30 protein-coding genes and 1 tRNA gene are annotated in these 24,066 nt (G+C 63.8%); 3 read left to right on the forward strand and 28 right to left on the reverse strand.

All coding sequences use genetic code 11. The annotated features are described in order from the left end of the window. Nucleotide 1: 1 nt before the first annotated feature. The 23 genes from trbJ to ETO60_RS01745 all read right to left on the reverse strand — a co-directional run bounded on the left by trbJ (nucleotide 2) and on the right by ETO60_RS01745 (nucleotide 17,979). The gene (gene trbJ / locus ETO60_RS01640) at nucleotides 2–721 is read right to left on the reverse strand and encodes a P-type conjugative transfer protein TrbJ (protein WP_130002156.1); all 720 of its coding nucleotides are present in this window, start codon (nucleotides 719–721) and stop codon (nucleotides 2–4) included. Next, a complete protein-coding gene (gene trbE / locus ETO60_RS01645; protein ID WP_130002158.1) occupies nucleotides 718–3,174 on the reverse strand; it encodes a conjugal transfer protein TrbE in 2,457 nt (818 codons plus the stop codon). Before trbE ends, trbJ begins: the two co-directional genes overlap by 4 nt. Next, the gene (locus ETO60_RS01650) at nucleotides 3,171–3,440 is read right to left on the reverse strand and encodes a VirB3 family type IV secretion system protein (protein WP_130002160.1); all 270 of its coding nucleotides are present in this window, start codon (nucleotides 3,438–3,440) and stop codon (nucleotides 3,171–3,173) included. The genes trbE and ETO60_RS01650 overlap by 4 nt, the downstream gene beginning before the upstream one ends. Further along, nucleotides 3,440–3,772 (reverse strand): TrbC/VirB2 family protein, encoded by a 333-nt coding sequence (locus tag ETO60_RS01655; protein WP_066690780.1) that lies wholly within the window; start codon nucleotides 3,770–3,772, stop codon nucleotides 3,440–3,442. The genes ETO60_RS01650 and ETO60_RS01655 overlap by 1 nt, the downstream gene beginning before the upstream one ends. Beyond that, the gene (trbB, locus tag ETO60_RS01660) at nucleotides 3,769–4,704 is read right to left on the reverse strand and encodes a P-type conjugative transfer ATPase TrbB (RefSeq protein WP_390612545.1); all 936 of its coding nucleotides are present in this window, start codon (nucleotides 4,702–4,704) and stop codon (nucleotides 3,769–3,771) included. Before trbB ends, ETO60_RS01655 begins: the two co-directional genes overlap by 4 nt. A 237-nt stretch (nucleotides 4,705–4,941) precedes the next feature. After that, nucleotides 4,942–5,952: a hypothetical protein gene (locus ETO60_RS01665; protein WP_130002164.1), complete on the reverse strand. Its 1,011-nt coding sequence runs from the start codon at nucleotides 5,950–5,952 to the stop codon at nucleotides 4,942–4,944. Between the two features lie 198 nt (nucleotides 5,953–6,150). Further along, a complete protein-coding gene (locus ETO60_RS01670; protein WP_130002984.1) occupies nucleotides 6,151–6,531 on the reverse strand; it encodes a CopG family transcriptional regulator in 381 nt (126 codons plus the stop codon). Between the two features lie 20 nt (nucleotides 6,532–6,551). After that, nucleotides 6,552–8,615 carry a conjugal transfer protein TraG gene (locus tag ETO60_RS01675; protein ID WP_130002166.1) on the reverse strand — a complete coding sequence of 688 codons (2,064 nt, stop codon included), beginning with the start codon at nucleotides 8,613–8,615 and terminating at the stop codon, nucleotides 6,552–6,554. A gap of 28 nt (nucleotides 8,616–8,643) precedes the next feature. Then, entirely contained in the window at nucleotides 8,644–10,401 is a 1,758-nt protein-coding gene (locus tag ETO60_RS01680) for a relaxase/mobilization nuclease domain-containing protein (RefSeq protein WP_130002986.1), read from the reverse strand. A 235-nt stretch (nucleotides 10,402–10,636) separates the two neighbouring features. Beyond that, complete coding sequence (locus tag ETO60_RS01685) at nucleotides 10,637–11,371, reverse strand: lytic transglycosylase domain-containing protein (protein ID WP_315850259.1); 735 nt, start codon at nucleotides 11,369–11,371, stop codon at nucleotides 10,637–10,639. A 41-nt stretch (nucleotides 11,372–11,412) separates the two neighbouring features. Further along, nucleotides 11,413–11,745, reverse strand: a complete 333-nt coding sequence (locus tag ETO60_RS01690) for a DUF736 domain-containing protein (RefSeq protein ID WP_130002170.1) — start codon at nucleotides 11,743–11,745, stop codon at nucleotides 11,413–11,415. Further along, nucleotides 11,742–12,335: a S26 family signal peptidase gene (locus ETO60_RS01695; protein ID WP_130002172.1), complete on the reverse strand. Its 594-nt coding sequence runs from the start codon at nucleotides 12,333–12,335 to the stop codon at nucleotides 11,742–11,744. Before ETO60_RS01695 ends, ETO60_RS01690 begins: the two co-directional genes overlap by 4 nt. Further along, complete coding sequence (locus ETO60_RS01700; protein ID WP_066114786.1) at nucleotides 12,332–12,841, reverse strand: DUF2840 domain-containing protein; 510 nt, start codon at nucleotides 12,839–12,841, stop codon at nucleotides 12,332–12,334. Before ETO60_RS01700 ends, ETO60_RS01695 begins: the two co-directional genes overlap by 4 nt. A 247-nt stretch (nucleotides 12,842–13,088) precedes the next feature. Further along, nucleotides 13,089–13,955: a replication initiator protein A gene (locus ETO60_RS01705; RefSeq protein WP_066114784.1), complete on the reverse strand. Its 867-nt coding sequence runs from the start codon at nucleotides 13,953–13,955 to the stop codon at nucleotides 13,089–13,091. After that, on the reverse strand, nucleotides 13,955–14,206 hold the full coding sequence (locus ETO60_RS01710) for a helix-turn-helix transcriptional regulator (RefSeq protein ID WP_081097054.1): 252 nt from the start codon (nucleotides 14,204–14,206) through the stop codon (nucleotides 13,955–13,957). The genes ETO60_RS01705 and ETO60_RS01710 overlap by 1 nt, the downstream gene beginning before the upstream one ends. 118 nt (nucleotides 14,207–14,324) lie before the next feature. Then, nucleotides 14,325–14,801, reverse strand: coding sequence for a DUF2285 domain-containing protein (locus ETO60_RS01715; protein WP_073976631.1), 477 nt, complete (start codon nucleotides 14,799–14,801; stop codon nucleotides 14,325–14,327). A gap of 97 nt (nucleotides 14,802–14,898) precedes the next feature. Next, entirely contained in the window at nucleotides 14,899–15,096 is a 198-nt protein-coding gene (locus ETO60_RS01720) for a transcriptional regulator domain-containing protein (protein WP_066114780.1), read from the reverse strand. Between the two features lie 135 nt (nucleotides 15,097–15,231). Then, nucleotides 15,232–15,495, reverse strand: a complete 264-nt coding sequence (locus ETO60_RS01725; RefSeq protein ID WP_130002174.1) for a DNA -binding domain-containing protein — start codon at nucleotides 15,493–15,495, stop codon at nucleotides 15,232–15,234. 226 nt (nucleotides 15,496–15,721) lie between these two features. Next, nucleotides 15,722–15,940 carry a helix-turn-helix domain-containing protein gene (locus ETO60_RS01730; protein ID WP_026002496.1) on the reverse strand — a complete coding sequence of 73 codons (219 nt, stop codon included), beginning with the start codon at nucleotides 15,938–15,940 and terminating at the stop codon, nucleotides 15,722–15,724. A gap of 93 nt (nucleotides 15,941–16,033) precedes the next feature. After that, the gene (locus tag ETO60_RS01735) at nucleotides 16,034–16,351 is read right to left on the reverse strand and encodes a DUF736 domain-containing protein (RefSeq protein WP_130002176.1); all 318 of its coding nucleotides are present in this window, start codon (nucleotides 16,349–16,351) and stop codon (nucleotides 16,034–16,036) included. 403 nt (nucleotides 16,352–16,754) lie between these two features. Beyond that, entirely contained in the window at nucleotides 16,755–17,210 is a 456-nt protein-coding gene (locus tag ETO60_RS01740) for a hypothetical protein (protein ID WP_066117303.1), read from the reverse strand. A gap of 105 nt (nucleotides 17,211–17,315) precedes the next feature. Then, nucleotides 17,316–17,480: a hypothetical protein gene (locus ETO60_RS11165; protein ID WP_165362082.1), complete on the reverse strand. Its 165-nt coding sequence runs from the start codon at nucleotides 17,478–17,480 to the stop codon at nucleotides 17,316–17,318. Between the two features lie 424 nt (nucleotides 17,481–17,904). Continuing rightward, nucleotides 17,905–17,979 (reverse strand) — tRNA-Gly (locus ETO60_RS01745). A gap of 188 nt (nucleotides 17,980–18,167) precedes the next feature. On the opposite strand from ETO60_RS01745, the gene ETO60_RS01750 reads away from it, so the two are divergent. Next, nucleotides 18,168–19,088 (forward strand): tetratricopeptide repeat protein, encoded by a 921-nt coding sequence (locus tag ETO60_RS01750; protein ID WP_130002988.1) that lies wholly within the window; start codon nucleotides 18,168–18,170, stop codon nucleotides 19,086–19,088. 17 nt (nucleotides 19,089–19,105) lie between these two features. After that, nucleotides 19,106–19,714, forward strand: a complete 609-nt coding sequence (locus tag ETO60_RS01755; RefSeq protein WP_130002178.1) for an LON peptidase substrate-binding domain-containing protein — start codon at nucleotides 19,106–19,108, stop codon at nucleotides 19,712–19,714. Here ETO60_RS01755 and ETO60_RS01760 read toward each other — a convergent pair. The 5 genes from ETO60_RS01760 to argB form a co-directional block, all read right to left on the reverse strand. Beyond that, a complete protein-coding gene (locus ETO60_RS01760) occupies nucleotides 19,701–20,357 on the reverse strand; it encodes a MarC family protein (protein WP_130002180.1) in 657 nt (218 codons plus the stop codon). The two genes, ETO60_RS01755 and ETO60_RS01760, sit on opposite strands and share 14 nt — an antisense overlap. A 1-nt stretch (nucleotide 20,358) precedes the next feature. Then, nucleotides 20,359–21,054 carry a YybH family protein gene (locus tag ETO60_RS01765; RefSeq protein ID WP_130002181.1) on the reverse strand — a complete coding sequence of 232 codons (696 nt, stop codon included), beginning with the start codon at nucleotides 21,052–21,054 and terminating at the stop codon, nucleotides 20,359–20,361. Between the two features lie 61 nt (nucleotides 21,055–21,115). Continuing rightward, nucleotides 21,116–22,006, reverse strand: coding sequence for a bifunctional methylenetetrahydrofolate dehydrogenase/methenyltetrahydrofolate cyclohydrolase FolD (gene folD / locus ETO60_RS01770; protein WP_130002183.1), 891 nt, complete (start codon nucleotides 22,004–22,006; stop codon nucleotides 21,116–21,118). After that, a complete protein-coding gene (locus tag ETO60_RS01775) occupies nucleotides 22,003–22,284 on the reverse strand; it encodes a YggT family protein (protein WP_130002185.1) in 282 nt (93 codons plus the stop codon). The genes folD and ETO60_RS01775 overlap by 4 nt, the downstream gene beginning before the upstream one ends. A 104-nt stretch (nucleotides 22,285–22,388) precedes the next feature. After that, nucleotides 22,389–23,300 carry an acetylglutamate kinase gene (argB, locus tag ETO60_RS01780; protein WP_130002187.1) on the reverse strand — a complete coding sequence of 304 codons (912 nt, stop codon included), beginning with the start codon at nucleotides 23,298–23,300 and terminating at the stop codon, nucleotides 22,389–22,391. A 94-nt stretch (nucleotides 23,301–23,394) separates the two neighbouring features. Between argB and ETO60_RS01785 the strand changes: the two genes are divergently transcribed. After that, a complete protein-coding gene (locus tag ETO60_RS01785; RefSeq protein ID WP_130002189.1) occupies nucleotides 23,395–24,030 on the forward strand; it encodes a thermonuclease family protein in 636 nt (211 codons plus the stop codon). The last annotated feature ends 36 nt before the right edge of the window (nucleotides 24,031–24,066 follow it).

Consider the following 24,066-nt stretch of genomic DNA (forward strand, 5'->3'; position numbering starts at 1 on the left):
GTCAGTTGCGGGTCCGGAAGCGGCGGAAGCGCTCGCGTCCTTCAGCCTCAGTCGCTGCACTGCGGGCAGATTCCAGTGCCTGTGCGCGGCTATGCGCCGCGATGGCCGCTGTCAGATCGGCAAGCTGCTGGGTCTGCAACGCGAGCAGCTGATTTCCCACCTGTGCTGCCTGAAGAGCGCCTGTTGCCGACTGGCTGGCACCAACAAGCGTCGTGATGGTGCTGCGGGTCGCGCCGAGATTGCCGACGATCCCGGCCTGAACCTTCATGGCATCTTCAAACGCGCCGACGCTGTCCTGCCAGCGGGCATCGGCATTGGCGACCATCTGAGCCTGCCCCGCTGACAGGGCTGCGCCCTTGTAGCGACCGTTGAACACCTGCTGGACGTCGGTCACATCGTAGGCGATCCGCTGCGCCTGGTTGAGCAACTGCCTTGTCTGATCGACCTGTTGCTGGAGCGTCTGGATCGTCGAAACCGGCAAGCTTGCGAGATTGCGCGCTTCGTTGATCAAGCTGGTCGCCTGATTCTGGATCTGCTGGATCTGGTTGTTGATCTGCTGCAGCGTCCGGGCGGCGGTCAGCACGTTTTGCGCGTAGTTGCTGGGATCATAGACAATCCCGCCGAACTGGGCCTGCGCTGGCGCGGCGATCATGGTGCCTGCCACCAGCGAGGTGGCGATTGCCGTCGCCATGAGGGTGCGGCGTAGGACGGGAATTTTCATGGGAGGATTTCCTTTCCGTTGAGTGCGGGCGGCGGGGGAGGAAGCAGTTCGGCCGCCCATGCGAGGCTGCGATGCCGGAGCCAGGCCGCAGCAAAGCCGTCGCGGCCATGGGCAGCGACAAGTTCGGCAATGCGGAGCTGGTCGGATTTGGAGGATGCCGCGCTGAAGGCGAGTGCGACCTCGCCAAGGCCAAGTTCGAACAGGCGATTGCCGCGCCGTGACTGGCAGTAATAATCGCGCTTCGGCGTGGCCCGGCTCAGGATCTCGATTTGCCGGTCATTCAGTCCAAACCGCTCATACACCTTGGCAATCTGGGGTTCGGCGGCCCGCTCGTTAGGCAGAAATATCCGCGTCGGGCAGCTCTCGATGATGGCCGGCGCGATGGCCGAGCTCTCGATGTCGGCAAGGCTTTGCGTGGCGAAAATGACGCTGGCATTCTTCTTGCGCAGCGTCTTCAGCCATTCGCGCAGCTGTGCGGCGAAGGCCGGGCTATCGAGCACCAGCCAGCCCTCATCGATGATGATCATGGTTGGCGAGCCGTCGAGCCGACCCTCGATCCGGTGAAACAGATAGGCGAGAACAGCTGCAGCCGACGACGCGCCGATTAGACCCTCGGTCTCGAACGCCTGGACCGGGGCCTCACCAAGACGTTCCTGCTCGGCATCAAGCAGCCTGCCCCAAGGGCCTCCGACGAGGTAGGGCGACAGCGCCTGTTTCAGCTCCTGCGATTGCAGCAGCACGGCTAGTCCGGTCAGGGTGCGTTCGGGCGGCGGGGCGGACGCAAGTGACGTCAGCGCCGACCAGAGATGCTCCTTTGCCGCCGGGTCAACATGCACGCCTTCGCCCGCGAACATCGCTGCCAGCCATTCCGCAGCCCAGGCGCGCTCACCCGGATTGTCGATGCGGGCGAGCGGTTGAAGCGCGACGGCCGTATTGTCATCCTCATCTGCGCTGAGGGCACCGCCCAGGTCCTGCCAATCGCCGCCCATTCCAAGTGCTGCGGCCCGGATGGAACCGCCGAAGTCGAAGGCGAAGATTTGCGAGCCGGGGTAGCGCCGGAATTGCAGCGCCATCAGCGCCAGCAGCACCGATTTCCCGGCCCCTGTCGGGCCAACAATCAGGCTGTGGCCGACATCGCCGACATGAAGGGAAAGGCGGAACGGGGTCGAGCCTTCGGTCTTGCCGTAAAGCAAGGGGGCGTCACCGAAATGCTCGTCCCGTTCCGCTCCCGCCCATACCGCTGACAGGGGGATCAGGTGGGCGAGATTGAGCGTGGAAATGGGGGGCTGGCGGACATTGGCGTAGACATGACCGGGGAGCGATCCCAGCCACGCCTCGATCGCGTTCATGCCCTCGATCGTGCAGGTGAAATCGCGGCCCTGGATGACCTTCTCGACCAAGCGAAGCTTCTCGGCAGCAAGCGCCGGATCGCGGTCCCAAACGGTGACCGTTGCCGTAACGTAGGCAATGCCGGCATGGTCGGCGCCGAGTTCCTGAAGCGCCATGTCAGCGTCGGCGGCCTTGTTCGAAGCGTCCGAATCCATGAGTACCGATTGCTCGTTGGTCATCACCTCCTTGAGAATGGCGGCGACCGATTTGCGCTTGGCGAACCATTGGCGGCGGATTTTTGCCAGCAGCTTGGTTGCATCGGTCTTGTCGAGCATGATCGCACGGGTCGACCACCGGTATGGAAATGCCTGCCGGTTGAGTTCGTCGAGCAGTCCGGGAAATGTTGCGGTCGGGAAGCCGGTAATGGTGAGCGTGCGCAGATGGGCTTGCCCCAGCTTTGGTTCGAGACCGCCGGTCAGCGGCTCGTCGGTCAGCAAGGCGTCGAGATAGACGGGCGTTTCGGGAACGCGGACATGCTGGATTTTGGTTGAAACAGTGCTGTGAAGATAGGTCAGCGTCGCGCGATCATCGAGCCAGCCGGCATCGGGCATGAAGCCCTCGACAAGGTGCAGTACGCGGTCCGTTCGATCGACGAAGGACTTAACCAGCTCGTTTGGGTCAACACCCGTCGCCGCCTTGCCCTCGTAGAGCCAGCTTTCGGCGCGGGCCGCATCCTCCGGCGGTGGCATCCACAGCAGGGTGAGGTAGTAGCCGCTCTCAAAGTGCGCTCCCTCTTCGCGAAACTGCTCACGACGCTCCATGTCGACCAGGGCCGAAACGGGATCGGGGAAATTGCTGTGCGGGTAAGCCTGTGCGGGGATACGCTGCGCTTCGACGAACACGGCCCATCCCGAGCCCAGTCGCCTCAGGGCATTATTGAGGCGTGATGTCACGGCTACCAGCTCAGCGGGCGTGGCGCTGTCGAGATCCGGACCGCGAAAGCGCGCCGTGCGCTGAAACGATCCATCCTTGTTGAGCACCACGCCCGGCCCCACCAGTGCGACCCAGGGGAGGAAGTCGGCCAGACTGGCGGATTTGGCGCGGTATTCGCGGAGCGACATCATGGCCGCACCCACGTTGGATATTTGAGGTGACGGCGCGCGACATCGACGAACTGGGGATCACGCCGGGCCGCCCAGACAGCGAGTGCGTGTCCGATTGCCCATATCGCGAGGCCCGCGATCCACAGCCGCAAGCCGAGGCCAATCGCGCCCGCCAACGTACCATTGACGATTGCCAGAGCACGAGGGGCACCGCCGAGCAGAATCGGCTCTGCCAGCGCGCGGTGGACCGGCGCGTAGTAGCCCAAGATATCGTCAGCCGGTGGCATCAGATGAGCGCCCCGCCGCCAAAGCTGAAGAAGCTGAGGAAGAAGCTCGATGCGGCAAAGGCGATCGAGAGGCCGAAAACGATCTGGATCAGCCGGCGAAAGCCGCCGGACGTATCGCCGAACGCCAGGCTGAGGCCGGTGACGATGATGATGATCACCGCGACAATCTTGGCGACCGGCCCTTCGATGCTTTCAAGGATCGATTGCAGTGGTGCTTCCCACGGCATCGACGATCCACCAGCAAGGGCCGGGGTGGAAGTGGCCACCGCAACAAATGCTGCGGCAGCGGCGAGCGAAGCACGAGTGGTGCCACGCCGGAGGGCACGGGTCATAGGAGGTCTCCTTGAGTTTGGGTGGCGGGGATCAGTCGATAATCGCCGGTGACATGGTCGAGCCCGTCGACGCGGGCCAGTTCAGCGAGACGTCGTCCCGTGCCCTCGCGCACCAGCACGGCAACGAGGTTGATAGTCTCGGCAATCAGGGCGCGCGGAACGGTGAGGACCGCTTCCTGGATTAATTGCTCCATCCGCCGAAGTGCGCCCATGGCGCTTCCGGCATGGATCGTTCCGATCCCGCCAGGGTGGCCAGTGCCCCAGGCTTTGAGCAGATCGAGCGCCTCGGCGCCGCGCACTTCGCCAATCGGGATCCGGTCAGGGCGCAGACGGAGGCTGGATCGAACCAGGTCGGATAGCGAAGCCACGCCATCTTTTGTCCGCATTGCCACGAGGTTTGGCGCGCGACATTGCAGCTCGCGGGTGTCTTCGATGAGCACGACTCTATCTGTGGTTCTGGCCACCTCGGCGAGTAGAGCATTGGTCAGGGTGGTTTTGCCGGTGCCGGTTCCGCCCGCGACGAGGATGTTGAGGCGGTCAGCCACGCCGGAGCGAAGCGTTGCGGCCTCTTGAACGGACATGATCCCGGAACCGACATAGTCTTCGAGCAGAAACACTGCGATGGCGGGCTTGCGGATCGCGAAGGTTGGTGCGGCTACCACCGGTGGCAGAAGGCCTTCAAACCTCTCCCCGCTTTCCGGCAGCTCGGCCGACACGCGGGGAGCATCGCTGTGGACTTCGGCACCGACATGATGAGCGACCAAGCGGATTATGCGCTCCCCATCGGCAGCCGTTAGCCGGTCACCGCTGTCCGAGAGACCCATACCCAAACGGTCGACCCAGAGCCGCCCATCGGGATTGAGCATGATCTCGATGACCTGCGGATCGGCAAGCCAGGTTGAGATCGATGCACCCATCGCGGTGCGCAGCATGCGTGCGCCGCGTGAACGTGCCTCGATTTTGACTGGCTCAATGCCCATCGGATACCCCGCCTTGGGAGCGGGACAAGTTCGTCCTGCTCGACGGGGACGATTAAGAGACGCAGAAAAGGGGCAGATTCAACAAGGATTTAGCATCATCGTAGTGGGGCGCAGAAAAACAGGGATGAGCGTAGATTGCGACCTGTATCAGCCGTCGACGCTGCGACGCTTACGCCGGGGATTTGATGGTTAGGCCAATACAACCTTGCGGTTCGGTGCTGGCGTTAGGTGGAAGCGGCGCAACTTGATTCCGAGTTCTGCTAAGCAGAGATCCATCCCCTCTGGCAGGTCCCCTTCTGGCAGGACCAGTGTCCGATTGACTTCTGCGCCTTCGCGGACTGAGTGGGCTAAGAGTTGACCGATACCTGTGTAGAGAGACTGGCGCCCGCAATCCGTTTTGACCTCATAAATTTCGGTCATCCTGCTTCCGATTTTCACCATGAGGTCGACAAGCAGACTGTTTACGACCACTTCATTTTTTGCGGCCATTGCCTGGCGTTCATCACGAAGCGCCCTCACAACATCGCCGTGGTAAGAAAAATAATCGAACTCGGGGCGTCGCCGTCCTTTCCGGCGGCCTGAAGCTTCATTTCTGAATTTATCCCATTCAGCGATCTTCTTACGAGCAGCGACGTTATCAAGGTCTCCTCGCTTCACGGCGTCCTTGAATTGACGGACGGTGCAGACGAAGGTCCAGATGCGGCCAGCCAGATCGGGATCATCTACCCGACCGATGACGATCCCTGATCTTGGCTCGCCTGTCGTTCGTTCGACATCCTCTAGGACACTGTCTGACCAACTCATGAAAGCACCGCGTCCAACGCCCTTTTTCCCGCCGCCCACGCTTCCATCGTGCATGAGATAGGTGGCGCCCGTTGATGGGTCGTGAGCGAAGAAACCTGCGACAGATGCGGAATTCGTAGTGGTCGGGACGTTAATCTCGACGGTAATCATCTGGGTATGGCGCTTGCTGTCATAGACTCCGAAGGCATTCCAGCGCCTCGGTATTTTGGCATCATTGGCATGCGAGAACGCTGCCCACAAAGTGCCGTCACCGTTGGCATACATAGTTTCGTCGAGATTTCCGCTGGGAAAGCCGATGTTGCGCTTTCCGATGCACTGCAAAGATCTAGTCAGGACGTCTTCCATAGCCTTCTGGGCTGCGTCTTTCGCCTTTTTGTCTTCCACCAGTACGAGCATGCATCACCAATTTCTGGAATTTCCGGCCATATGAAGCATGAATATATGTGCCGGGCAGCAGAAAATGTCAGGCAACATTTTTGCAGGGGCACTGCCGGCGCGCGTATGTGACGGCATTAACCTTCGTGATGATGTTGTGGGCTTAAAGTCGGATGAGAGGCTGACCACAAACCAAAGGCCATCGCCAGGGTCGGTTTCTTACCCTTCCATCTCTTCCCGCAGCTTCGGCCCAGCCTCCATCCGCCGCGCTAAGGACTCCACAAAGGCCTGATACCGCTTTTTCCCGGTTGTCTGTGCGGCCCGCATTGCCTCGTCGGGCAACGGAGCATTGCTGGTCAGCCAGAACCGCACGAAGATCGCAAACGCTTCATTCGACAGCTCAACATGCCATTCGAGGCGCTCAAGCTGCCGCGATATCCGGTCGAGCCGCTTGGTCAGCACGGCCTCGACCCGTTCCTCCTGGTCAGGAGTGAGCATCGAAGCGAGCGCGGCCTCGAGGACTTCTGTTTGCGACACCCGCCTGGACCGCGCACGCTCCGAAAGCTGTCGCGCCAAGTGGGCATCGATGCGGAACGTCATCTTTTGGCGATCAGGCTTCTTCACAGCTCGATTCCATCGTCTGGATCGAGCGAGGCATTACGCGCATTGCGCCGCATTGCCCGGTCAATGGCCTGCCGGTTCTGTACCGTCTCGTCCGGGGATGTGTCGGCGTCGGGATCGAACGGGTTGAAGGGACGGTCCGGCTCCGGCTCGATATTCTCATGCTCGGGCAGGCCGGGCTCCTGGCGGATACCGCTGGTCTCGGTCTGACTATCGGCCTTCGACTTCATGTTGCGCCTCTTGACGGACGCATTGGGCCTGGTGGTTTTCAAAGCTCCTATCGCTGCGGGCCGTCCATTGGCCTCGGGAGCCTGGAGAAGCTGTTCGGCTTGGATGGGCTCACGGCCAGACCAATCATCTGCAGCAGCTTTCGAGAAATTGGCGTGTACCGGCTTGGGTGGCTCGAGCACACGCATGGTGAATCGCGGGTCTCGGAAATAACGTGCCTTGTGCGCACGGATCGGCGGGATCCCAGCAGCCATCACGACCTCGTCATCTGGGGGCAGTTGCATCACTTCGCCGGGCGTCAGCAAGGCCCGTGCTGTCTCGGAGCGCGAGACCATGAGATGCCCCAGCCATGGTGAAAGCCGGTGCCCTGCATAATTCTTCATGGCCCGCATTTCCGTCGCGGTTCCCAAGGCTTCCGAGATTCGCTTCGCAGTCCGCTCGTCATTGGTCGCAAAACTGACCCTGACGTGACAGTTGTCGAGGATGGCATTGTTCTGGCCGTAAGCCTTCTCGATCTGGTTCAATGACTGCGCGATCAGGAACGCCTTGATCCCGTAGCCCGCCATGAAGGCAAGTGCGCTCTCGAAGAAATCGAGCCGTCCGAGCGCCGGAAACTCGTCGAGCATGAGAAGCAGACGCTGCGGACGATTGCCGGGATTGAGGTCTTCGGTCAGGCGTCGGCCGATCTGGTTGAGGAGCAGCCGGATGAGCGGCTTGGTCCGGCTGATGTCACCGGGCGGAATGACGAGATACAGCGAGGTCGGATGCTGACCGGCCATAAGGTCTGCGATGCGCCAATGCGACGCGCTGGTGACCTTCGCCACCACCGGATCGCGGTAGAGCCCAAGGAACGACATCGCGGTCGACAGCACGCCGGACCGCTCATTGTCCGATTTGTTGAGCAGTTCCTGCGCCGCTGCCGCCACGACGGGGTGGACACCCTTTTCACCAAGATGCCGGGTGGCTTTCATCCGGTGCAGCGTCGTTTCGATCCCGCAGCGCGGATCAGACAGGAACGCGGCGACCCCGGCGAGCGATTTGTCCTTTTCGGCATAGAGCACGTGAAGGATCGCGCCGACAAGCAAAGCATGGCTGGTCTTTTCCCAGTGGTTGCGCTTTTCAAGGCTGCCTTCAGGATCGACCAGCACGTCGGCGACATTCTGCACATCGCGCACTTCCCATTCGCCGCGCCGGACCTCGAGCAGAGGATTGTAAGCGGCGGAAGCGGGATTGGTCGGATCGAACAGTAGAACGCGGCCATGGCGAGCGCGAAAGCCTGCCGTGAGCTGCCAGTTCTCGCCCTTGATGTCGTGAATGATCGCCGATCCGGGCCAGGTCAGCAGCGTTGGAACGACCAGGCCCACACCTTTGCCTGACCGTGTCGGTGCGAAGCAGAGGACATGCTCAGGCCCGTCATGCCGGAGATAGGTGTCCGCGAAGCGTCCGAGTACCACACCAGCATCTCCGAGCATGCCCGCCTTGCGGATTTCGCGCTCATTGGCCCACCGCGCCGAGCCATAGGTTTCGGCCTTCCGGCGTTCGCGGGCACGCCAGACAGACATGGCGATAGCGACCATGAAGGACAGAAATCCGCCTGATACTGCAATGAGGGCACCGCGCTCGAATACTGACGGCGCATAGGCATCGAATGCGAACCACCACCAGAAGAAGGCCGGTGGCGGATAGACGGGGGAAGCGCCGATCCAAAACCACGGCTGTCCCAGTTCCGGCTGATAGCCGAGCGCGGCAGCGGTCCACTGGGTCGCGCTCCAGATGGTGAAGAGGATAATCGCGAACACGGCCAATATCTGGCCCCAGAGAATCTTGTCATTCATGGGATTTTGTCCTCTCGGAATTGGTGCATCACAGGCCGATCCCCCGCCCGCGACCCAAGCTCCAATCGACTGTCCCGCCGGGCGACATCGTGCCTGTGATGTGTTGCCCAAGGTGCGTGTCGAGCGCTGGGCGCCACGGCACGAGCTGGAAGCTCATACCGTCGTCGATCATCGCGAAGCGCCCGGACGATAGTGTCAGGCGCTCGCGATAGATCCCGCTGACGTATTCGCCCGAAGACGACGATTTGTGCTCAAGCCCGGTCCGCGCAGCGATCGCTTGCGCGGTCGACGCAAGCTCTTCGTTCCGGAGCGTGCCGATAAGGTCCTGTGCGAGGATCAACCTCTGTCCCTGCCGCCGGGCAAGACCCTGCGCTTCGAGATGGTGCGCGCGGGCCTCCATCGCGTTGCGCACTTCGAGTCCGAAGCCATTGCCTGTGGTTACCGGTTCGCGCGCGACGATCTGGCGATCGAGCCATGTTGCGCCTGGCGAAGTGATCTGGTCCGCAAGGGGCACGTCCGAACGTGTTGCCAGCGAGAGCCGTGTCTGGCCTTTGGCGTCCTCCCATGATCTGAGCTCGACGATTGCTCCCGGCCTCGTATCGCCGGTCATGTCCATGTCGTCGAAGCGCAAGTGATGCGTACGGCCATCGGTGCCGTCGACGATGGCATAGGCGCTGCCTGCCAGTTCATCCTGGAGGCCGCGCTCAACGAGCCGCCCGACGATGGGGTCACTGGGCGTCTTTGAGTGCAGAGCCAGTGCAGCTGGATCGAAGCGTCCGCCGTCCCGGGTCATGGCGCGGTGCATGGTCTTGATGATGTCGTTGCGGACCGAAAGATCGCGCAAGGCGCGCTCGGCACCGGGATCAATGGTCCAAACTGCAGGACCTTCGCGGGACGCAAGCCCTAGTTGTTCCAGCTTGGCGGCACGGCCGATGAGCAGACGGCGCATGCCGGGTTCGCCATCGCCCCCTGGGCGAAGGTCGACCCGGCCCGACATGTCCTCGCCGAGCTTTGAGAGCTGGCGGTCAAGACCAGTCCACCGTTCGGCATCGACTTCGCGTTCAAGTGCCGTACGGATATCCAGTTCACTGCGCCGTCCGAGTTCGAGCGTGACGCGCTCCTCGGCTCGGCGGCGCAGTCCATCGCTTATGTAGCCGCGGTCGATGATCAGGTCTGTGCCGTCATCAGCAACGCCGCGGACAAGGATATGAATGTGCGGATTGTCGGTGTTCCAGTGGTCGACCGCCACCCAGTCCAGCCTGGTGCCGAGATCCTTGGCCATGTCGGTCATCAACTCGCGGGTGAATGCCCGCAGGTCCGGCATGTCGCCCGCATCTTCGGGACTGACGATGAAGCGGAAGTGGTGCCGGTCATCCTCGCAACGATCGGCGAAGCCTTCGCGATCACTCTCGTCAGAGCGGGCATCGAACATGGATGCATCGCGTCCGTCGCGGGTCACCCCGTCGCGTTCGAGATAGGAGATATGGCGAGCAAGCGGTGCGGCGCGATAGTGTGCGCCCTTGTGCCGGACGATGCGAGCCAGGACAGTAACCCGTCGCTGACCAGGCGAGCGGTGTCGCATAGCGGCAAGCGCAAGCCGACCTCGGCCCGCTCTGCCAGAGCTTCGGCCTGTTCGCGTCCCACCTCTGCGCAGGCGCGTTTGGCCTGATCGTGCTGCAGCACGGCGGACCTGTGCCGCCAGCTTCTGGCCTCTTTGGCCTGCGCCCTTACCGCTGTCTCTCCCCCTTCCCGGCCGGACACGAAATTCACTGTCGTCCCCGCTCATGGTCGGTGTGCCATACTGTTTTGCGTTGAAAACAAAGCCGAATTCGAAGCAGCGTATGGCAGACATGCCTTCATGCCATACGAAATCTGCCAATCATCCCAACCACATAGGACTAGCCTGCTGGCAACCCTTTTATCTTGCCCTCCAAAACTGACCTGTCTCTCCCACGCCTGCCTCACCGCCAGAACAAGCCCGCACATCGCCGTGACCGTCAGAACTGCGACCGAGAACACCATCACGGCACCCGCGGTGAAAGCGGAATAAACAGGGGGTGCGGAGCCGACTCATCGCGCTGCGAAGAAGCCGCTGTTGGTGCACTGATCGCACGTTCCAGCTGCACCGAAGTTGCATCGGTGATGACTTCTGCGCCGCCATAGTCACGCGCCGCAAACAACGCCGCCTGACGCCAAGATTGCGGAGCTGATGCCGGGATCGCCGCAGTGGCAACAGTACTGGCTATACCAAGGCTTGGGGTGATCTGCGCAACATAGCTGACGGTTTCTGCTGGCAGTCGCCGACGGCCATTTGCATAATCATCAGCACGAGCCGGCCCGGCATTGTAGGCCGCCAGCATCAGGCTGACGTCGCCATATCGGTCCCACATAGCGCGCAGATAGGCTGTCCCGCCGAGAATATTTGCGCGGACATCGAACGGGTCAGATCCAAGCCGGTGGCGCTCGGTGAGCATTGCCCAAGTGCCCGGCATGATCTGCATCAGACCCATGGCGCCTGCTGGCGAGACGGCACGGGAGTTGCCCCGGCTTTCGGCCCGCATGACCGCCCAGATCCAGAGTTCGGGTATACCGAAACGCCGCGAGGCTTCCACGACATGCGGCGCGTAAGGATGGGCCGCGAACTGGTCTGACCCGCTAGCAGACGCTGCCTGCTGGGCGGTCACTGAACTGACACCAAGTGCGAGGCAGAGACCGGGAAGGAGGAGATAGCGGTGCAGATGAACGGCGATCCGCAATGGATGCCGCCTGCTCGCGGAGCGTGATCGACGATCCATGGCTATCTCCGATCGCGATGTGTTGGACGTGTCCAGAGCAGGTGATACTCATCATGCCGACTCATCGAGCGCAGCAGGTTGGCGCGCAAAGGCTGGACAAAAGCCGGGTCATCGATCTGTACCGCAACATAGGCGCCGGCGCGCTCGCCGGTGCGATCCCATCCCGCACCGATTTCGATACCGGTGTCCGCATCGCCAAGCAGAACGCGCCAGTCGGGCGCATTTTCGCTGTCGTTTGCAGGCGCTGGAACAAGTGTCACAACAGCATCAAGCATGAGCGTCCTGATGCGGCCTGCAAAGCCGTCCTGCGTGGATTGAAAGTCGCCGATCATCATGGCTTGATCTCCTGGTTGGTCGTCGGGAAAGGGATGGGTCTGTCCGGCACGCGCCAGCGCAGCGGCTCTCCGGGTGCATTGCGTGTGAGGACGGGGTGCGCGGTGCCAATCAGGCCTGCTGCTGGGAGCACCCCGAAATAGCGCCCATCGAGACTGTCGGGGGCAGGATTGAGGAGGAAGATTTCACCGGCTCGGACGCGATGGCAGCCGCGCCAGACAGGCAGCGCGCGGCCCATGCGGTCCTGCAATTTGGCCACAGCCAATGGCCGTCCATCGATCGTGATGACTGCACCGACGCGGCAGACCTGCTGACCCGGCAAAGCCGCGACATGCTTCATGAGCGGCACACCGGACGGCAGATAGCGGCGGTTGTCGAGGAAACGGGCAATCTCGGCGCTAGGCGCGACAGCGACGAGCTGGCCGAGCGTCACAGGCGCATCGCTATCGATCCGGTAGAGACCGATGGGCGCGCTGGCGCTCGCGTTCCACATCAATCGCGGTCGCGGTGCCAGCACAGCGACTGCGGCAAATCCGGCGCTGAACAGGCATGCCGACAGCAGCGTCGCGTGCAGATAGGGACGGCGGCTCACGCTTCGAGCGCCTTACGGCGAAGCCAGGCTGCATGGCGCTCAGCCGTATAGGCGCGAGCCGGCATTCCGGCGCTCAAGCGGTTGCAGACATGGCGCCAGTGATCGGGTGATGCGTCGCACGGATCGACCCCAGCCGCTTCGACGGCATCGATGGCCTGGAGCACTTGTGCGACCTTGGGCCAGCCTTCGATATGCAACAGGATTTCACCGCCCGGGCGCACGAATGGCAGCGTCGTGTAAGGCTCGCCGGGTTTGACGGCGGTGATGATGTCGATGCTGGAGTAAACCGTTCCGAAGTCGCTCGACAACCAGCGCACAAACGCGAAGGTTGTCCCAGGACGGAAGCCGACGATGCGTGTGCGACGGTTGATGATCCGATCCGTCGCCATGCGGCCGAAGCGGATCCATTGCTCGTAGCGCTTCTCGATCCAGGTCAGTTCCACCTCGGTCAACGCGCTGCGTGGTTGCGGTCTGGATGCAGACCGTTGCAATGCCGGACTGCTCATGATTGCCGTCCCGACCCCGAGCGCAAAGCGGCGGTCCCAAGGCCTGGAAGCGTCGGCGCTGCGCCAGCGTTTTCCACAGGTGGCCGGGCCGTTAGCAAGAATCCGAAGGATTCTGTTCTATTAGCAAAGTTAGAGAGCAGTCGATTTGTCGCGGATTTCTGCGGGTTTCTGGCACTATCGGGTTTCCGATAGGCCGAGGATCGGGTTTCTGATGGGCCGAGTCTGGCGGTTTTCGATAGGCCGAGCGTCATGGCAACTTCTCCACAGGCAAGCCAACGCGCCGGGCCGCAGCGACGAACGAGTCGACGGGAATGGGTTTGAAAATCAGCCGCTCGCGGCCGAAGCTGTGCTCGAGGCTCAAATGGTAGCCCGGAAGCGACTGCTGCCGGACGATCTTGCGCAGCTCGAACGCGAATTGCTTGAGCGGCGAGAGCACGCCTGATTTGAGATGCAGGTGTGGAACGTCGAAGCTCCAGCCACCGCGCTGATGGCCGCCATGCTTGCGCACAATCCGGTAAAGCCAGCGCTCGACGCCGCCAGTCAGGCTGAAATAGGCCCGGTCGATGGTCAGGATCAGCCCTCTGTCCAGCACGCCTTCATAGAACCAGTCAGGCAGGATCATCTCGATGCCGGTCGCCCGGCCACGATCGTCCAGTGTTTCCCGCCATTCGTTGATCCAGGAGAAACGGTGACGGCGACGTTGGTGCTGTTGCCGGATTGAGGTCGCAACGGTGGTGGATTGCAGTCGGTCAAGTGCCGCGCGCAGCCGCTCATAATGGTCTTTGCCAGTCCCGCGCCCGATGAAGTTCAGGATTTCGTGCGGTCGAGCTGCAACAAGGCGTGACGTGGGTCTTCCTGCATCGCGGGCCTCGACGAGTTGGCTAGCCGCCCAGATCAGGATGTCGGCGTCCCAGATGGTCGCCATGCCATGCTCCGGCACGGCCTCGACCGAAATCCACGTCGCGCCCATCGTGAAATCGATTGGTGTGCAGCGGCGCGATTTGGCGAGGCTGAAAAAGGGCCACGCCATGAGATCCTGTGCGTCCCGCGCGGCGATATCGCCGCCGATCGGCCGGAACAGCTCCAGTTGCGTGGCGGGCGCAAAGGGCCGCATCAGCGCCGCACCGGTCGAGCGGAGAGACAGATGCCTTTTCCGGGGTCCGACGTCGAATTCCGGCGTCCATTCTGTGCCCAGGCGTCGAGGTCTGCGATGGCATAGACGATCCGGCGCCCCAGCTTATGAAAGGCGGGCCCTGTCCCATAGCACCGATGCTTCTCCAGCGTGCGAGCGGAAAGCCCAAGGTGAACGGCAGCGTCTGGTGTTCGAACGTAGCGCGGAACGACGGGTACAAATTCTCCATCCATGACTGTCCTCCTGTGAAGTGCCGGACACACGGGGATTGACCGGCGAGCAGGAGGCGAGAGATCGGATTTTCAGGGGATTGGGTGAACGGACATACCGCGACGGTCTGGATTGTCCCGATCAGTTGCCGTTCAGCAGGCGGCGGTAGCCGCCGTCGCGGACTGCGAGCGCGTGGCGGTGCCAGCGTGCAATCCGCTTGCGCTCGCTTGAGCTATCCCATTCAGCTGCGGAGTAGTGGCGCGCGTCGTTGGCAATCAGGTCAACTGCGAGTTCGCGTGCGCTGACACCTTCAGGCAAGGCATCGAGCAACCTCAACCATTGCACCAAACGCCAGCGTTCGGATGGCCCAGGGTCGAGAGAAACTGGTCGCGGACGCAGCCGACCAAAGTGAATATGCTCATGGAAAGCTGACATGGCAGCCCGGCGCAGTTCCCAGAACGTGTCCGCAGGCAGCATATAGGTGAGCGGGTCAGTGTCGGATGCTCCTGTTGGGACGGTCAACCGATAGCGTCGTCCGCTAGACGTCAGCACCAGATGTGATGCTTGATCAGCAATATGGCTGGCGATGACCGTCGCACCTTTGCCAGCGGAAAGCATATTGAAGCTGCCGGTCGTGGCTGGATCCGGTTGCAGCCGGATGATTGTAGCGGATGCGAAAGGGTCCCAGATGGCGGGGCTTTGCGTGGCGGTATGTTCAGGGTCGGCCGCGAAAGACCAACCCCCAGTGCTTGGCCAGACGTTTGCGCGCTATGGGCGCTGCGTCGATGGCACGAGCATATTGGGCACGATAATCGGGATTGCGGCGCAGGAATTCCTGCGCGAAGTCCGCACGGTCGTGTGCTTCAAAGGCTTTGGCGTAACTCTCCGAACGCCAGTCGGGCTTCTCTTCCATCACAGCTCTCCTGTGAGGTTTTTTGGAGTCGGACGATCATGTTACCGGCAAGCTCCGAGAAGTGCCGGAGTCAGTGGCACGCTATCAGCGCGAAATGCACAATCGATTGCGCCACAATCGTGGAAAGTCGGGAGTTTAGTTTGTGCGAGGATCCAGCAAATGACGGTATCCGCTCTGTGTCATCCATTTGGCACGAGCGAGGTGGCCGTCGTAAACCAGCTTGGCCCGCTCGGGCTCCTTTTTGGGATCGATGGCGAAGATGATCGCTACCGCCTCTTCCCAGCGCGCACCCTCTTTTTCGGCGTCCAGCAGACGCAAATAGGTCACGAGGTGGCGCTCGTCATAAGCGCTTAGCCGGTCCATCTGCGGTGGTTGATCTTCGAAGTCAGGAGCCGACATGGGTCCCTCCTAAGTGTGGAGCCATAATAGTCGCGTTAACGCCGCAACACGAGTGGTGAAGCAGGCCACATTTCCCCCTAAATCCGTAGGGCATTATGCGCTTTCCCGCATAAGCTGAGACGGATTGTGGTTGCGCAACCACTTGCGAAGAACAAGCTTCTGCTTTCTGTCGTTGAAAAATTGTAAAGTTGGAACGTCGAATCTGCGAACGGGCGCTATTGTGCGGTCACTGTTCGCCAGTCTTGTCGAAGAATCGGGCCGGATCGACGACAAGTTCCTCTGCCAGTCGTTCAACCGTGTCGAGCGTGGGCGAATTTGCTGCGCGTTCAAGCAGGCCGACATAGTTGCGGTTGAGCCCAGCACGATGCGCCAATTCCTCCTGCGAAAGCCCACTGGCGTGACGCATTCGCCTTAAATTCGTCGCAAAAATCTCCCGAAGCTTCATGCTCCGTGGGTCGGCGGAACCCTAATATACTGCCACCCAATATACTAGGGATTCGTCATCGCCCGGTGTTGCCCGGGCGATGACTTGGCCGGGTCAGCTTTCGCTGCGTCGTGCGGGGCGGTTCCAGACCAGATCGTAGCTGCCGTCTTCAGCTTCGAAGAGCTGGGCGAAGATGGGGGCTACAAAGCTCGGATCATCGAGCTTGATCGAGAGGTAGTGCCGGTCATCCTGGGTGCGCTTTTCCCATGCCGCGCCGATTTCGACGTCGCCGACAAATACTCGGTGGCTGGGAGCATTCGAGCTGGCGCCTTCTTCTGCTGCGATACAGACCGACTTGGCCTGCAGTGCGAGAGTGGCGATCTGGCCACGGAATTCTCCCGAGACCTTCTTGAAATTGCCGATCTTTGCCATGGGTATTTCCTTTCCGTTGGTCGGACCGCTCCAGTGCGGCCTCGATGCGCGGATGAAGGTCAGCCAGTGGCAGGCGCCGCAGCGTCAGCCCGCAGCGTCAGCGAAGGACGGGGTGATCGGTCTTTCTTGTCTCGCGAGGAACGGCGGAACGCCGGGGGAAGAAAGTCCGAAACACACCGTTGCGGCAAGCCTGCCAAGCGTAGCATCTTGCTGACATAGGCGCGGATCGAAAGAGGCCGTCCTAGAGCTGTCCGTCTGGAAATGAAGCCCGGTACGCAGTTCGCGAGGTCAATCGTCGGGAGGGCCGGTCCAGAGGAAGCTCGAACCTGGTCAGTCGATGACGCTGCAGGAGGCAATCGCCCTGACCACGCCGTCCTGCTATTCGTTTCCGACGAATGCAGCGCTATCGGGGATAGCTTCCATCTGATCGGTCGGTAGCTGAGGCCATGTCGAACAGATCGCTGCCACTCATTACGTTTCGCCAGGCGGAGATGGATGTGGCGACAGCCGCGATCGTTCCGAGAATCGCCAATGCGGGATCGCTGCTCGTCGCTAGTGAAGCCAGGCCGTGGGCAGCTTGATAGCCGGCGAAGGCGGCCGGCACCGCAAAGAGCAGCGCAATTCCAAGCCGAACCGAGGGTGATCGGATATAGGCGATCAGAAATCGGCCGATAAGCAGGGTAGCGATTCCAGCGAAAAAGCCAGTCAGAATTGCCGCAGGATAACCGTGCGCGCCGCGAAGCAGGGCAAAGCTCGTACCGATGGCGACGTAGACTGGCAGCGCCAGGCTGGCGAGCCGGAACAGGAGCGAGAGCATGTAAAGGCCGGCGATGCTCCCGAGGATGAGAAGAATGGTCATAGGCGTCCCTTGTCTGGACGCGCTCGCCACCACCACCTCAGCGCAATCTGCGCGGCAAGATTAGCACAATGAATCTCGGTTCGAAACGTCCGAGTGTCCCTGAAGTCAGCGGGCGAATGGGTCATATTCGCGCACGACCTGATCGGGGTCGCCGTCAAATTCGTCGGCAGGGATGACAAAATAGCCCTGACCGGTCTTGATCAGGACGATAACCGTCATCAGCGTCCGGGAAAGGTTCAAGCCAAGTGATTGTGCGGTTGCAAGTGGCATGATGCGGCTCCTGTCGAGGAGCGGGACCACCCCGCTCGACAGTCGCCCCAAGGGCCGGGGGCTGGCCGCAATCACCGCGGCTCGGCTGCGGCCGCACGCGCTAGCGTAGCGGACCCTTCACGGGTTGATTGAAGGAGGACAGGCTTCGAGCCCAGGGATCAGCGGCTAATGCGAGTGGTTGGTCATGCCCGGGTGCAGGCAATTCGCGTAACCGGCGCCCCAACAAGATTGGCCTGTCCCGACCACCGGTCGTGTGATTATCGATGTTATTGATTGGGCTGGCTGGGACGTGAGCACGCCTGAATTGTCCCAAGCTGGAATTGCACTGGTGACAATGTGGTGACAATCCCGGGGGAATTGACTGTTGTCACCAAGCCCTCGCGAGCTTCGCGAGGTTCAAACAATTGGTTTTCTGGGAGAAAACTGGAGCGGGCGAAGGGATTCGAACCCTCGACCCCAACCTTGGCAAGGTTGTGCTCTACCCCTGAGCTACGCCCGCTCTGGCGCAACCGGCGGCGTGGCGCCGGATGGGAGAGGCGCGGTTAGCAAGCGATCCGTGGCCCGGCAAGCGGAAAAGATGGTGCATTGACGGCCGGAACGACCGCCCGGGCGTTTCCCCTTCACAAAGGCGGCGCAGCGCCCACATTGCGGCAAAAGCACCAGCAGGGGAGTGTCATCTTGGCGAGTTTGGGCCTGAACATGGACGAGCAGAAAGCCGTCGACCGGTTCCGCAAGGACGTTGTCGAGCCGTCCATGAAGAAGCTGGTGGTGCTCGACTTCTATGCGGACTGGTGCGGCCCCTGCAAGGCGCTGACGCCGTTGCTGGAGAAGGTCGTCGGCGAGTACGGCGCGAAGGGTGTCGTGCTGCGCAAGATCGACGTCGATGCCGAGCAGTTCATTGCCGCACAGTTCCAGGTGCGCTCGATCCCGACCGTCTACGCGATGTTCCAGGGTCAGCCCGTGGCGGACCTGACGCCGGCGCGGTCGGAAAGTCAGCTGCGCGCAGCGCTCGACCAGCTCCTCGCCCAGCTTCCGGTGCAGGCCGGCGCCGAGACGGCGGAAGGCCCGTCCGTCGAAGAGCTCGCGCAGTTCGTCGCCATGGGGGAGCAGGTGCTCGCAGACGGCGACGCCCAGCGGGCCGTGAGCATTTTCAACCAGGTCATTGACATGGCGGCCGATCACGCGCCGGCGCATGCCGGACTGATCCGCGCGCTGATCGCGGCAGGCCAGCCCGAGGTCGCGCGTGCTGCGCTGGACGTGGCGCTGGCCGATCCGGCGCTGGCCGCGCATCCGCTGGTCATCGCCGCCCGCAGCGCGGTCGATCTCGCCAGTCGCCGGGTCGATGATGGCGAACTCGCCGCGCTCCGCTCCCGCGCCGAGCAGCATCCTGACGATGCGGAGGCGCGCTACGCCTATGCCGAAGCGGCGTTTGCCGCCGGCGACCGGGACGAGGCGGCCGACCAGTTGCTGCATCTTGTCGCCCACAGTCCGGACTGGAACGAGGGCGCCGCCCGCAAGCGGCTGCTGCAGATCTTCGAGGCCGTCGGACTGGAAGATCCGTGGGTGGTCGCCAACCGCCGCCGCCTGTCGCGGCTGCTGTTCGGCTGAGCCGGGCGGACCCGGCAATGCGCCTCTCGATCTTCCCGCTGCCGGGCGCCATTCTGTTTCCGGGTCTTCAGCTGCCGCTGCACATCTTCGAACCGCGTTACCGGGCGCTGGTGAGCGATGCCCTCGCCCGCGACCGGCGGATCGCGATGATCCAGCCGCGCCACCCCGGCGATGCGAGCCAGCTCTACACCGTCGGCTGCATCGGCCGCATCGGCGACGTGGAAGCGCTGGAGGACGGCCGATTCAACCTCGTTCTCGAAGGAGAGCAGCGGTTCCGCCTCGTGCGCGAGCTGGACGTCGCCACCGCCTTCCGTCAGGTCGAGGGCGAACCGATCGAGGAGAGCCGCGAACAGTATCTCTCTTCCGTCGAGCGCGCCGGCTTCGAGCAGGAGGCCAGGCGCTTCGCCGACCGTCAGGGCTACAGCGTCGACTGGGCGGCGGTGGCGCGCCTCGACGATCAGTCGCTGATCAACGGCGTGGCGCAGATCGCGCCTTTCGACCCGGCGGCCAAGCAGGCCTTGCTGGAAGCGGCGGACCTGAGCACGCGGTGCGAGCTGCTCGTGCAGCTCATGCAGTTCTTCGGATTGCACGACGGCGGCGAGGACGGGCGGGTCACGCTCCAGTAAGCGCGGGCGCCAGAGCGAAGCTGCCGCGCAGCCCGTCGATCACGTATTGCGCCGCCAACGCGGCCAGCAGCACGCCGAGCAGCCGCGTGATGACCGCCTCCACCCGATCGCCGAACAGGCGCATCAGCGGGGCCGCCCCGATGAGCGCCAGCATGGTCAGCAGCAGGACGCTCGCCAGGGCGCCGAGGACGACAAAGGTCTGCGGCCAGCCCTGCGCCGTGCTGGTCAGGAGCATGATGGAGGCGATGGCGCCCGGCCCGGCCAGCATCGGCATCGCCATCGGAAACACCGACACGTCCTCGAAGTGCGGTGTCTTCTCATTTTCCGCAATGATCCTTTCGGCCCGCTCCTCGCGGCGCTGCGTGCGCTTCTCGAACACCATGTCGAGCGCGATCAGGAACAGCATCAGGCCGCCGGCGATGCGGAACGAGTCCAGGTCGATGTGCAGCGCGCGCAGCAGCTGCTCGCCGAACAGGGCGAAGCCGAGCAGGATGAGTCCGGCGATCCACGTCGCGCGAATGGCCATCGCGCGCGTGTCGCGGGCCGGCGCCCCTTTGGTCAGCCCTGCGTAGATCGGTGCGCATCCGGGGGGATCGATCACGACGAACAGGGTGATGAAGGCGGAGAGGAAAATCTCGAGCATGTCAGTCGCCCCCCGCGCCGACCTCGTCGTCCACGACGCGCACGAAGCCCCCGTCGCCGAGCAGCAAGGCCGAAATGGTCCGCGATCCGTCCGGGCGGACATGGGCCATCCACATCAGGCTCCGGTCTTCGGCCTGCCCCTGCAACACCTCCCCGGCCTCTGACGCACGCGCGCGCTCCGGCGCGGTGATGGCGGCTCCCGCCTGCGGGCAGGTCGCCACGCGCGACTGGATGAAGTCGGGCCGCGGCAGCGGCGTGTCAACGATCTGGCCGTGGTCCATGACCCACATGTAGCGGCCGTCGCGTTGCCGCTGCCACACGGTCGTGAACCGCCCCGGCCGCCCGTCCGGCCACTGGGCAGCGCCTGTCGTCACCGCCATGGTCCCGTCACAGCTCATCCACACCGCATGCGGCTGCCACTGGACCGCCTGAGCCGGGTCCGGCCGGCCGCGCAGCCATTCCTGCGCCCGGACAGGCTGGGGCACGAACAGCACCGCATCCTGTGCTGCGTAGTCACGAAAGGCGGTCCACTGCCCCCGCTCCCGCGCCGCACGGGCAAAGGCGAGCTCGGTGGCGATGACCGCCGACGGATTGGCTGCGACGGCCTGCGTCCGCTCGCCACGGCCCGTGGCCACGGCTCCTGCGGTGCAGGCGGAGGCGGCAAGCGCGAGAGCCACGAGGGCGGCGGTCCTGATCAAGCCGATCTCCTCTCCCGTTCGCGCCTGATCCACGCCGCCATCCCCGCAGCGGCGCACCGCGTCACAGCGCGGGCATGTCGAGGCCGCTGCGGTGATACGCGGCCTGCAGCGTGTTGCGCAACAGCACGGCGATCGTCATCGGCCCCACACCACCCGGCACGGGTGTGATGGCGCCCGCCATCTCCCGGGCCTCGTCGAAGGCGACATCGCCGACGAGACGGCCCTTGTCCGCGCCCGGCTCGGGCGCCAGCCGGTTGATGCCCACATCGATCACCACGGCGCCCGGCTTCAGCCAGCTGCCGCGCACCATCTCGGCCCGGCCCACCGCCGCAATCACGATGTCCGCCCGGCGCACCACGTCGGCAAGGTTGCGCGTCCGGCTGTGCGCCACTGTCACGGTCGCGTCGGCAGAGAGCAGCAGCTGCGCCATGGGCTTGCCGACGATGTTGGAACGGCCGATCACCACCGCTTCCATTCCTGTCAGGTCGCCCACTTCCGCGCGCAGCAGCATGAGACAGCCGAGCGGGGTGCACGGCACGAACCCCGCCTGCCCGACCGCCAGCCGCCCGGCATTGACCACGTGGAAGCCGTCCACGTCCTTGGCCGGGTCGATGGCGTCGATCACCGCCGCCGCGTCGATGTGGCCGGGCAGAGGCAGCTGCACCAGGATGCCGTCCACCGCATCGTCGGCGTTCAGCCACCGGATGAGCGCCAGCAGGTCATCCTGCGAGGTGCCGGCCGGCAGGCGATGGCTGAAGCTTGTCATGTTCGCCGCCGCCGTCGCTCGGCCCTTCGCGCCGACATACACCGCGCTGGCAGGATCGTCGCCGACCAGCACCACCGCCATCCCCGGGCTGCGCCCGGCGCGCGCCGCGAACTCGAGCGCCAGCGTCCCCGTCCGCGCGCGCAACCGCGCGGCATGGGCCTTGCCGTCGATCAGCCGCGCCGTCACGCCGCCGCCATGCTGCGCAGGATGATCAGCAAGGCGTTGAGCAGCAGGATCAGCACCAGCGGGGAAAAGTCGATTGCACCGGTGCCCGGCAGGATCCGCCGGATCGGCGCCAGCACCGGATCAAGCAGCGCGTTGATCGACTGGTACACCTGCGCCATGAACTCGTTCGAGCGGTTGATGACGTTGAAGGCAAACAGCAGGCCGATGATGAACTGGACGATCACCAGCATCACCAGCACGTTGATCAGCATCGACACAATTTGGATGAGCGCGGTCATGGGCGGGAAGGCTCTTTCACACGGAATGTTGGCCCAGGCGGGCAAGGTGTCTTGAGCACCTAACACGCCGAACGCGGACAGGCGAGAGCAAAGGCATCATGCGGTCAGAACCGTGATCCGTCGCGGCGCACCAGCGTACCGACCCCCCGCGTGGTGAAGATTTCCAGCAGAACGGCATGCGGCACGCGGCCGTCGAGCACGACCGCCGCCTCGCAGCCGGCTTCGACGGCGGCGGTGCAGGTCTCCAGCTTGGGGATCATGCCCCCGCTCACGATGCCCGAGGCGCGCAGCTCCTCGATCTGCGAGGGCGTCAGGTCGCTCAGCACGGTGCCGTCCGCGTCCAGCACCCCGGCCACGTCGGTGAGCAGGAACAGCCGCGCCGCGCCGAGCGCTCCGGCGAGGGCGCCGGCCATGGTGTCGGCGTTGATGTTGTAGGTCTGGCCGTCCTCGCCCGCGGCGACCGGCGCCACGACCGGGATGAGACCGCCGCGAACGGCCGTGTCGATGACGTGCGGGTCGATGGCGGCGGGCTCGCCGACGAAGCCGAGATCCACCACCTGCGTGATGGCGCTGTCGGACGCCGGTCCGGGCCGCTCCATCTTGCGCGCGCGCACCAGATTGCCGTCCTTGCCGGAGATGCCGATCGCTCGCCCGCCGGCCGCGCCGATCGCCGCCACGAGTTGCTTGTTGATGGCGCCGCTCAGGACCATCTCGGCCACTTCCATGGTCGCCGCGTCGGTCACCCGCAGCCCGTCGACGAAGCGTGTCGCCACGCCCAGCCGGTCGAGCATGGCGCCGATCTGCGGCCCGCCGCCATGCACCACCACCGGGTTGATGCCGACGGCCTTGAGCAACGCCATGTCTTCGGCAAAGGCGCGGGCGGTCTGCGGATCCCCCATCGCGTGTCCGCCATACTTCACGACAAAGTTGCGCCCGGCATAACGCTGCAGATAGGGCAGCGCCTCGATCAGGACCTCGGCCTTGGCGATCGTCGCGGGCGCGGGAGTGTCGCTCATGGCCAAGCGCCTTTAGCGTGCTGCACGGCCCGCGCAAGGCGCACGCCGGCCGGGCACTGGAGGCGCGCGGCCGCTCCCGCTACAAGGGCGGCGCATGGGCTTCCGTCCGAGACTTGTCTGGCCGACCGCGCGCCGGCGCCCGGCGGCCGGTCGGCCGGGGCGGCACGGGACCGGCGGCCTGACCGGCGGGCGCAAGCTGCCCCGGCCGCCCCGTTTCCGCACGCCGCGCCGCGCGGGTGGCTGGGGTGCGGCGCTGCGGGACGTCCGTCCGTTCATCCTCCTCATCGCCCTCGTCACCATCGCCGTGGTGCTGCACGACGCACCGGGCATGCGGACGCCGTTTTCCTTCGACGCTGAGCGGCAGGAGATCGCGGCCGGGCGCTGGCCGGTCTGCGGCAGCCTCACGCGGGGCGGCCAGTGCGTCGTCGACGGGGACACGGTACGGATCGGCGGCACCGCGGTCCGGCTGGCGGGCCTCGACGCGCCCGAGATAAACGGTGCCTGCGAGGCGGAGCGTATCGCCGCCCGCGCCGCCCGCGACCGGCTGGCAGAGTGGCTGGAACAGGGGCCGTTCACCGTGCAGGGCACCCGGAGCGACCGCTACGGCCGGGCGCTGCGCCGCTTCACCCGCGGACCCGGCGTGCTGGCCGAGGACGCCGCCGACGTGCTGATCGCCGAAGGGCTGGCGCGCCCCTACCGTGGCGAGGCTCGGGAGGGCTGGTGCGGATGAGCGCGGACGACCGCCGCGCCTTGTCCTGCGACGAGC

Origin of the sequence: Qipengyuania thermophila, from assembly GCF_004153605.1 — a bacterium.
Taxonomy (GTDB): Bacteria; Pseudomonadota; Alphaproteobacteria; order Sphingomonadales; family Sphingomonadaceae; genus Qipengyuania_B; species Qipengyuania_B thermophila.

Bases quoted from the DNA above. Each gene is read 5' to 3' on its own strand.
- trbJ (WP_130002156.1), bottom strand. From the start codon at position 721: ATGAAAATTCCCGTCCTACGCCGCACCCTCATGGCGACGGCAATCGCC.
- trbE (WP_130002158.1), bottom strand. From the start codon at position 3,174: ATGATGTCGCTCCGCGAATACCGCGCCAAATCCGCCAGTCTGGCCGAC.
- ETO60_RS01650 (WP_130002160.1), bottom strand. From the start codon at position 3,440: ATGCCACCGGCTGACGATATCTTGGGCTACTACGCGCCGGTCCACCGC.
- ETO60_RS01655 (WP_066690780.1), bottom strand. From the start codon at position 3,772: ATGACCCGTGCCCTCCGGCGTGGCACCACTCGTGCTTCGCTCGCCGCT.
- trbB (WP_390612545.1), bottom strand. From the start codon at position 4,704: ATGCTGCGCACCGCGATGGGTGCATCGATCTCAACCTGGCTTGCCGAT.
- ETO60_RS01665 (WP_130002164.1), bottom strand. From the start codon at position 5,952: ATGCTCGTACTGGTGGAAGACAAAAAGGCGAAAGACGCAGCCCAGAAG.
- ETO60_RS01670 (WP_130002984.1), bottom strand. From the start codon at position 6,531: ATGACGTTCCGCATCGATGCCCACTTGGCGCGACAGCTTTCGGAGCGT.
- ETO60_RS01675 (WP_130002166.1), bottom strand. From the start codon at position 8,615: ATGAATGACAAGATTCTCTGGGGCCAGATATTGGCCGTGTTCGCGATT.
- ETO60_RS01680 (WP_130002986.1), bottom strand. From the start codon at position 10,401: ATGAGCGGGGACGACAGTGAATTTCGTGTCCGGCCGGGAAGGGGGAGA.
- ETO60_RS01690 (WP_130002170.1), bottom strand. From the start codon at position 11,745: ATGATGATCGGCGACTTTCAATCCACGCAGGACGGCTTTGCAGGCCGC.
- ETO60_RS01700 (WP_066114786.1), bottom strand. From the start codon at position 12,841: ATGAGCAGTCCGGCATTGCAACGGTCTGCATCCAGACCGCAACCACGC.
- ETO60_RS01705 (WP_066114784.1), bottom strand. From the start codon at position 13,955: ATGCGGCCCTTTGCGCCCGCCACGCAACTGGAGCTGTTCCGGCCGATC.
- ETO60_RS01710 (WP_081097054.1), bottom strand. From the start codon at position 14,206: ATGGATGGAGAATTTGTACCCGTCGTTCCGCGCTACGTTCGAACACCA.
- ETO60_RS01715 (WP_073976631.1), bottom strand. From the start codon at position 14,801: ATGCTTTCCGCTGGCAAAGGTGCGACGGTCATCGCCAGCCATATTGCT.
- ETO60_RS01720 (WP_066114780.1), bottom strand. From the start codon at position 15,096: ATGGAAGAGAAGCCCGACTGGCGTTCGGAGAGTTACGCCAAAGCCTTT.
- ETO60_RS01725 (WP_130002174.1), bottom strand. From the start codon at position 15,495: ATGTCGGCTCCTGACTTCGAAGATCAACCACCGCAGATGGACCGGCTA.
- ETO60_RS01730 (WP_026002496.1), bottom strand. From the start codon at position 15,940: ATGAAGCTTCGGGAGATTTTTGCGACGAATTTAAGGCGAATGCGTCAC.
- ETO60_RS01735 (WP_130002176.1), bottom strand. From the start codon at position 16,351: ATGGCAAAGATCGGCAATTTCAAGAAGGTCTCGGGAGAATTCCGTGGC.
- ETO60_RS01740 (WP_066117303.1), bottom strand. From the start codon at position 17,210: ATGACCATTCTTCTCATCCTCGGGAGCATCGCCGGCCTTTACATGCTC.
- ETO60_RS11165 (WP_165362082.1), bottom strand. From the start codon at position 17,480: ATGCCACTTGCAACCGCACAATCACTTGGCTTGAACCTTTCCCGGACG.
- ETO60_RS01755 (WP_130002178.1), top strand. From the start codon at position 19,106: ATGCGCCTCTCGATCTTCCCGCTGCCGGGCGCCATTCTGTTTCCGGGT.
- ETO60_RS01760 (WP_130002180.1), bottom strand. From the start codon at position 20,357: ATGCTCGAGATTTTCCTCTCCGCCTTCATCACCCTGTTCGTCGTGATC.
- ETO60_RS01775 (WP_130002185.1), bottom strand. From the start codon at position 22,284: ATGACCGCGCTCATCCAAATTGTGTCGATGCTGATCAACGTGCTGGTG.
- argB (WP_130002187.1), bottom strand. From the start codon at position 23,300: ATGAGCGACACTCCCGCGCCCGCGACGATCGCCAAGGCCGAGGTCCTG.
- ETO60_RS01785 (WP_130002189.1), top strand. From the start codon at position 23,395: ATGGGCTTCCGTCCGAGACTTGTCTGGCCGACCGCGCGCCGGCGCCCG.